Genomic DNA, 5,891 nt, shown 5'->3' with positions numbered 1-5,891 from the left:
ATCCCGACCACGCGGTCGGCGGGTTTCAGGCCCTGGTCGATCACCAGGCGTTCGCCCAGATCCAGGCCGATATGGATGGCCTGCAGGTGCACGTGGTTTTGCGCATCCAACACCGCGACCTGGGTGCCTTGGGCGCGGAAGATCAGCGCGCTGGCCGGGATGCTCACGCCATGGGTGTCCGCCGGGATCGGCAGGGTGGCTTCGGCGTAATCGCCGGGCAGCAATTCGCCGTTGGGGTTGTCGGCGACAAACTGCGCGAGCAGGGTGCCGGAGCGGCGGTCGATGGCGGTGGAGTCGCCGATCAGGTGCGCCTTGAAGTGCTCGCCGGGGTGCTCGGGAACGGTCAGCTCGGCTTCAAGCCCTGGGTGGATGACGGCCGCATAGTTCTGCGGCACCGGCACGTAGAGGCGCAGTTGGTGGGTGTCGGCGATGCTGAACAGCTCCGGGTCGCTGTCGGTGTCGGCCTTGATCAACTGGCCGATGTCGGTGTTACGCGCGGTGATGGTGCCGGCGAACGGTGCGCGCAGGGTCTTGTAGCTTTCCAGCGCGGATAACCGTGCGTAGTCAGCGGCGGCCGCTTCGGCGTTGGCTTTGGCCGCTGCGGCGTTGGAGGTTTTTTCATCGGCCTCCTGGCGCGACACCGAATGGCTGGCCAGCAGGTTTTGCCAACGCGTCGCGGTGGTGGCGGCCAGCCGCGCATTGGCCTGTTGCTGCACCAGGCGCGCATGGGTTTGCGCCAGTTGTTGATCGAGATCGGGGCTGTCGATTTCGGCGAGGATTTGCCCGGCTTTGACCTGGCTGCCGATGTCGACTTTCCAGTCCTTCAAGTAGCCGCTGACCCGCGCATGGATCGGCGCCTTGCTCCAGGCTTCAAGGTGGGCGGGCAGGCGCAGGGTGTCGCCGGCCACGTTCTGTTGCGGCTCAAACACCATCACCTGCGGCACGGCGGCGGTTTCGGTCCAGGCCGTGACGGATCGTTCGTGCATTGTGCGGGCGTACAGGCCGTTGGCGACCAGCAGGGCGGCCAGGGTCAGGCCGCCGACACCCATGAGCATCAGACGCTTGCGCGAGGGTTTGTGATCAGACGACATGGGGCGTTTCTCCAACAGTTGCGCGAGTAGGCTGACGACCGTGGACCAGGCTGAAGACCACGGGAACAAATAACAGGGTGGCGACGGTGGCGAGGATCAAACCACCGATTACGGCGCGGCCCAGCGGCGCGTTCTGCTCCTCGGACAAGGCCAGCGGCAGCATGCCGATGATCATCGCCAGGGCGGTCATGCACACCGGACGGAAGCGCGTGTAACCGGCTTCCAGCGCGGCCTTGAGCGCATCGCCATGTTCGGCCAGGCGTTCGCGGCAGAAGCTCACCACCAGGATCGAGTTGGCTGTGGCCACGCCCATGCACAGGATGGCGCCGGTCAACGCGGGCACCGACAATGACGTGCCGCTGAGGAACAGCATCCACACGATCCCCGCCAGCGCCGCCGGCAATGCGGTGATGATCACGAACGGGTCGACCCACGACTGGAAGTTGACCACGATCAGCAGGTAGATCAGCACCACCGCACCGAGCAGGCCGACGCTCAAACCGCTGAAGGCTTCATTCAGCGCATCGATCTGCCCATGCAGGCTGATCACTGAGCCCTTGGGGCGCATGGACGCGGTATCGTCCAGCACCTTTTGCACGTCACGCGCGACGCCGCCGAGGTCGCGGCCTTGCACGTTGGCGTAGAGGTCCAGGGTCGGTTCGATGTTGTAGTGGGTCACCACCGCCGGGCTTTGCACGCGGGAGATGCTGGCCACGCCGCCGAGGATTTGCGACTGGCCATCGGCACCGGTCACGGGCAGCGCTTCCAGCGCCGGCAAGCTGTCGAGGCGGTATTGCGGGGTGGCGGCGACGATGGAATAGGACACGCCGTTGGCCGGGTTGAGCCAGAAGGTCGGCGCCGTTTGCGAGCTGCCCGCGAGGGACGCGACCATGCTGTTGGTCACATCGCGCTCGGTGATGCCCAGGCCGTTGGCGCGCAGGCGGTCGACATTCACTTGCAGCGACGGGTAGCCGGTGGACTGCTGGATGCGCAGGTCGGCGATGCCCGGTACGTGTTGCAGGCGGCGTTCGAGTTCCACGGCGTAAGCACGGTTTTCTGCATCGCTGCGTCCGGAGATTTTCACGTCCAGTGGCGCCGGCGTGCCGAAGTTGAGGATCTGGCTGCTGATGTCCGCCGGCAGGAACGCGAAGTGGCTGCCGGGGAAACTTTGCGGCAGTGCTTCACGCAGTTTTTTCACGTAATCGGCAGTCGGCGCGTGGTGCTGTTTCAGGCTGACCTGGATATCGCCGTCCTGCGGGCCGATGGTGCCACTGCTGCTGTAGGCCATGTCGATGCCGCTCAGCGGAATGCCGATGTTGTCGACGATGGTGTCGAGTTCTGCGGCCGGGATCACTTCGCGTATCCGCGCCTCGATCCGGTCGAACGCGGCCGCGCTTTCTTCGATCCGTGTACCCAACGGCAAACGCACATGCAGCGCCAGCGCGCCGGCGTCGGTGGCCGGGAAGAAGTCCTGGCCCAGGCTGGGCAGCAGCAGAAACGAGGCGAGCACGCAGGCCAAAAAGCCGACGATGAAGCGCTTGCGATTGCCCAGGGCCAACGTCAGCAGGCCATGGTAGGTGTCGCGGATGTTCGAGAAGTGCCGCTCGAAACCCTGCTGGAAATTCAGCACCGACTGCAGCACGGCGTTGCGTGGCTTGGTGTGCTGCTCGCCTTCGTGGTGGTTGATGAATGCATCTTCCGGGTGATGGCCGGTGCCCGGTTCCGGCGTGTGCGGCTTGAGCAGGTACATCGCCAATGTCGGCACCAGGGTGCGCGAGAGGATGAACGAGCTGGCCATGGCAAAGATCACCGCCAGGGCCATCGGCCGGAATAGGTACCCGGCGATGCCTTGCAGCAAAAACATCGGCACGAACACGATGCAGATGCACAGCAGCGAGACGAACGCCGGGCCGACGATCTGCGCGGCGCCGTCGAGGATCGCGGTCTTCACCGCCTTGCCCTGTTCCAGGTGCCAGTTGATGTTTTCGATGGTCACCGTGGCGTCGTCCACCAGAATCCCCACCGCCAACGCCAGCCCGCCGAGGGTCATCACGTTGAGTGTCTGCCCGCTGACCGCCAGCAGCGCGATGGCCGCGAGCACCGCCAGGGGAATCGAGACGGCGATGATCAGCGTCGAGCGCCAACTGCCGAGGAACAGCAGGATCATCGCGCTGGTCAGCAGCGCGGCGATGATGCCTTCCTGGGCCACGCTGCCCACCGATTGTTTGACGAACACCGACGCGTCGCCCAGCAACGAGGTCTTCAGCGACGGCGGCAGGGTTTCGTTGATGCGCGGCAGCATCTGGCGGATGCCGTCGATGATCGACAGGGTGGAGATGCTGCCGTTTTTCAGCGCTGGCATCAGCACTGCGCGATGGCCGTCGACGCGCACGATGTTGGTCTGCGGCGGCGAACCGTCACGCACGTGGGCCACCTGGCCGATGGTGATCAAGGCGCCGTCGACGGTCTTGATCGGCAGGTCGTTGAGTTCATCGATGGCCTTGGGGCTGTTGTTGAGCAGGATCGTGTATTCGTTGGGGCCGAGCTTGGCGGTGCCGACCGGGATGATCTGGTTCTGCAACGCCAGCGCATTGCCCACGTCCTGGGCCGACAAGCCTTTGGCGGCCAGCGCCTGCGGGTCGAGGTCGAGGGTGATCTGGCGCTGTTTGCCGCCCATGGGCGTGGGCATGGCCAGGCCGGGCAGGGCGCTGAGGGGCAGGCGGATATTGTTCTGCACCAGGTCGCGGATCTTGGCTTCGGACAGGGTCGGGCTGGAGAACGCCATTTGCAGGATCGGCACCGTCGACGCGCTGTAGTTGAGGATCAGCGGCGGTGTGATGCCAGGAGGCATTTGCTTGAGCACGGTTTGTGACACTGCGGTGACTTGGGCGTTGGCAGTGCGGATGTCGACGCCGGGCTGGAAGAAAATCTTGACGATGCCCATGCCCGGCAGGGATTGCGATTCGATGTGTTCGATGTCGTTGACGGTGGTGCTCAGGGAGCGTTCATAGGTGTAGATCACCCGCCCGGCCATGGCGTCCGGCGACAGGCCGTTGTACTGCCAGACCACGGCGACGACAGGGATGCCGATATCGGGGAACACATCGGTGGGGGTTCGCAGGGCCGCCATCGGCCCGATGATGCAGATGAATATGGCCAACACGATAAACGTGTACGGCTTGTGCAGTGCGGTCTTTACCAGCCCGAGCATGCGTGAACCTCCGAGGGAGCAGGATTGCAAACCCCGGCAGTCTTGCCCGACCCACCTAACACGCACCTTTCAGCCAGGTGAAGGAAGATTTAGGTATGGGCTGAAGATCGTTTCATGTGTATTCATTTGTTCTACAAGGGGTGGCTCTCCAAGCTGGTGACCGATCGGACGCGATGCGTCTTTTGACTGATGTCCTTTGGAGTTCTGCCATGTCACTGAAGCCCTTATTGCTGATTCCCGCCTTGAGCGCTGTGTTGTTACTGTCGGCCTGCGCCGGCCCGATGCCCAAAGCCGACCCCAGCGAAGCCTGGATCGGATTGAAAGAAGAAGCGCCGAATGACCTGCTGGCCGAGCGTGTCGATGGCAAGCGTGTGGATGACGGGCGCTTTTTTGAAGTGTCGCCGGGGGACCATCGTTTGGATGTGACGTTGTTCGAGGAGGAGCCAGGCGACGACAACCAGCGGGACTGCCAGGGCCGCGTGGAGTACAAGGACTTCAAGGCGGGCGAGCACTACACCCTGATCGAATCCAGCCTGGGCACCACCGTGCGCGCATCGCTGTTGGATGATCACGGCAAGGAAGTCGCGGCAACGCAGGACTTCAATTGCATGCCCGGCTAGGCGTGATGCACTGCCGCCGGGTGCGGCTTGGCGGATGCAGCCGGTTTGACGTGGGGGTGATGGTGCCGGCGGGTAATACGCAACACCCCCCACAACATGGCGCCGGCGACCGCCAGCCAACCGCAGAACAACAGGAAAATCGTCGTTGCAAGGCTCATTCGGGCCTCCTTTCGCCCCGTAGGGCACACACACTCTTCTCAATGGACAGTCTAGCCAACCGACGGTTACCTGCTATTGACCAATGGTCGTGTCGATCCAACTTCTTTGCTCTATCCCGGGCGTTTTACTGCGGTTCAAGGCTATACCCGGGCTGAAGAGCGTCCTATGATCAGGGCCCTTACCGGCAGTTGATCAAGAGAGTAAAAAATTGCGGTTACGGTCGAACGTTACAACCTCCTTGCTGCTGGCCTGCGCCCTTGGGCTCGCGGCCTGTTCCGGGCACCCGACGAAGCTGGCGGGCTTGCCGGAGCGCGTCGAACTCAATGGTGTGCCGACGTTTCGCAGCGACGCCTATCAAAGCGGCCCTACGGCGTTAGCCAGCATGCTGTCGCAACAAGGCATTGTCATGACACCGGGTTTACTGGATAAGCCGCTGCACTTGCCGGGCGGCGAGGCGAACCTTGAGCGCAACATGCAGGTGCTGGTCCGTGAATACGGGCTGATGGTGTACCCGCTCGACGCCAAGCTCACGGCGGTGTTGGCGCAGGTGTCCGCGGGGTACCCGGTGATGGCGCGGATCAGCGGGCGGTTTTGGTCTGAGCCGCGCTACGTGGTGGTCGTAGGGTTTAACCAGCGCAAAAGCACGGTGTTGTTGAGTTCGGGCATGGACCGGCGATTGTTGATGGACTTCAGTGATTTCGAGTCCGCCTGGAAAGGCGCCGGGCACTGGGCAATCGTCACCCAGCGCCCGAGCCAGTTGCCGGCCAATGTGGATGCACAGCGCTGGCGCGACGCGGCCAATGCCAAAAC

5 protein-coding genes are annotated in these 5,891 nt (G+C 63.5%); 2 read left to right on the top strand and 3 right to left on the bottom strand.

What is annotated here, in order from left to right:
- Both L9Z73_RS23880 and L9Z73_RS23875 read right to left on the bottom strand, forming a co-directional pair.
- Window positions 1-1,091 (bottom strand): efflux RND transporter periplasmic adaptor subunit (locus L9Z73_RS23880; RefSeq protein ID WP_247406332.1); only part of this gene is annotated, 1,091 nt, incomplete at its 3' end.
- Window positions 1,081-4,302 (bottom strand): efflux RND transporter permease subunit, encoded by a 3,222-nt coding sequence (locus tag L9Z73_RS23875; protein WP_247406329.1) that lies wholly within the window; start codon window positions 4,300-4,302, stop codon window positions 1,081-1,083. The genes L9Z73_RS23880 and L9Z73_RS23875, both read right to left, overlap by 11 nt.
- A 209-nt stretch (window positions 4,303-4,511) precedes the next feature.
- Here L9Z73_RS23875 and L9Z73_RS23870 point away from each other — a divergent pair, with 209 nt between their 5' ends.
- Window positions 4,512-4,922 (top strand): hypothetical protein, encoded by a 411-nt coding sequence (locus tag L9Z73_RS23870; protein ID WP_247406325.1) that lies wholly within the window; start codon window positions 4,512-4,514, stop codon window positions 4,920-4,922.
- Here the strand turns inward: L9Z73_RS23870 and L9Z73_RS23865 are convergent.
- Window positions 4,919-5,080: a hypothetical protein gene (locus L9Z73_RS23865; RefSeq protein WP_247406322.1), complete on the bottom strand. Its 162-nt coding sequence runs from the start codon at window positions 5,078-5,080 to the stop codon at window positions 4,919-4,921. The two genes, L9Z73_RS23870 and L9Z73_RS23865, sit on opposite strands and share 4 nt — an antisense overlap.
- A 209-nt stretch (window positions 5,081-5,289) precedes the next feature.
- Between L9Z73_RS23865 and L9Z73_RS23860 the strand changes: the two genes are divergently transcribed.
- Window positions 5,290-5,891: peptidase C39 family protein (locus tag L9Z73_RS23860; protein WP_247406318.1), on the top strand; the 602-nt coding region annotated here is incomplete at its 3' end.

It is taken from the genome of Pseudomonas emilianonis, assembly GCF_023072625.1.
Classification (GTDB): Bacteria; Pseudomonadota; Gammaproteobacteria; order Pseudomonadales; family Pseudomonadaceae; genus Aquipseudomonas; species Aquipseudomonas paraveronii.
Note: the sequence above shows the minus strand (reverse complement) of the source record. Positions and strands in the feature narration are given on the sequence as shown.

Excerpts from the sequence above, each read along its gene's own strand:
- L9Z73_RS23875 (WP_247406329.1), bottom strand. The coding sequence starts at position 4,302 with ATGCTCGGGCTGGTAAAGACCGCACTGCACAAGCCGTACACGTTTATC.
- L9Z73_RS23870 (WP_247406325.1), top strand. The coding sequence starts at position 4,512 with ATGTCACTGAAGCCCTTATTGCTGATTCCCGCCTTGAGCGCTGTGTTG.
- L9Z73_RS23865 (WP_247406322.1), bottom strand. The coding sequence starts at position 5,080 with ATGAGCCTTGCAACGACGATTTTCCTGTTGTTCTGCGGTTGGCTGGCG.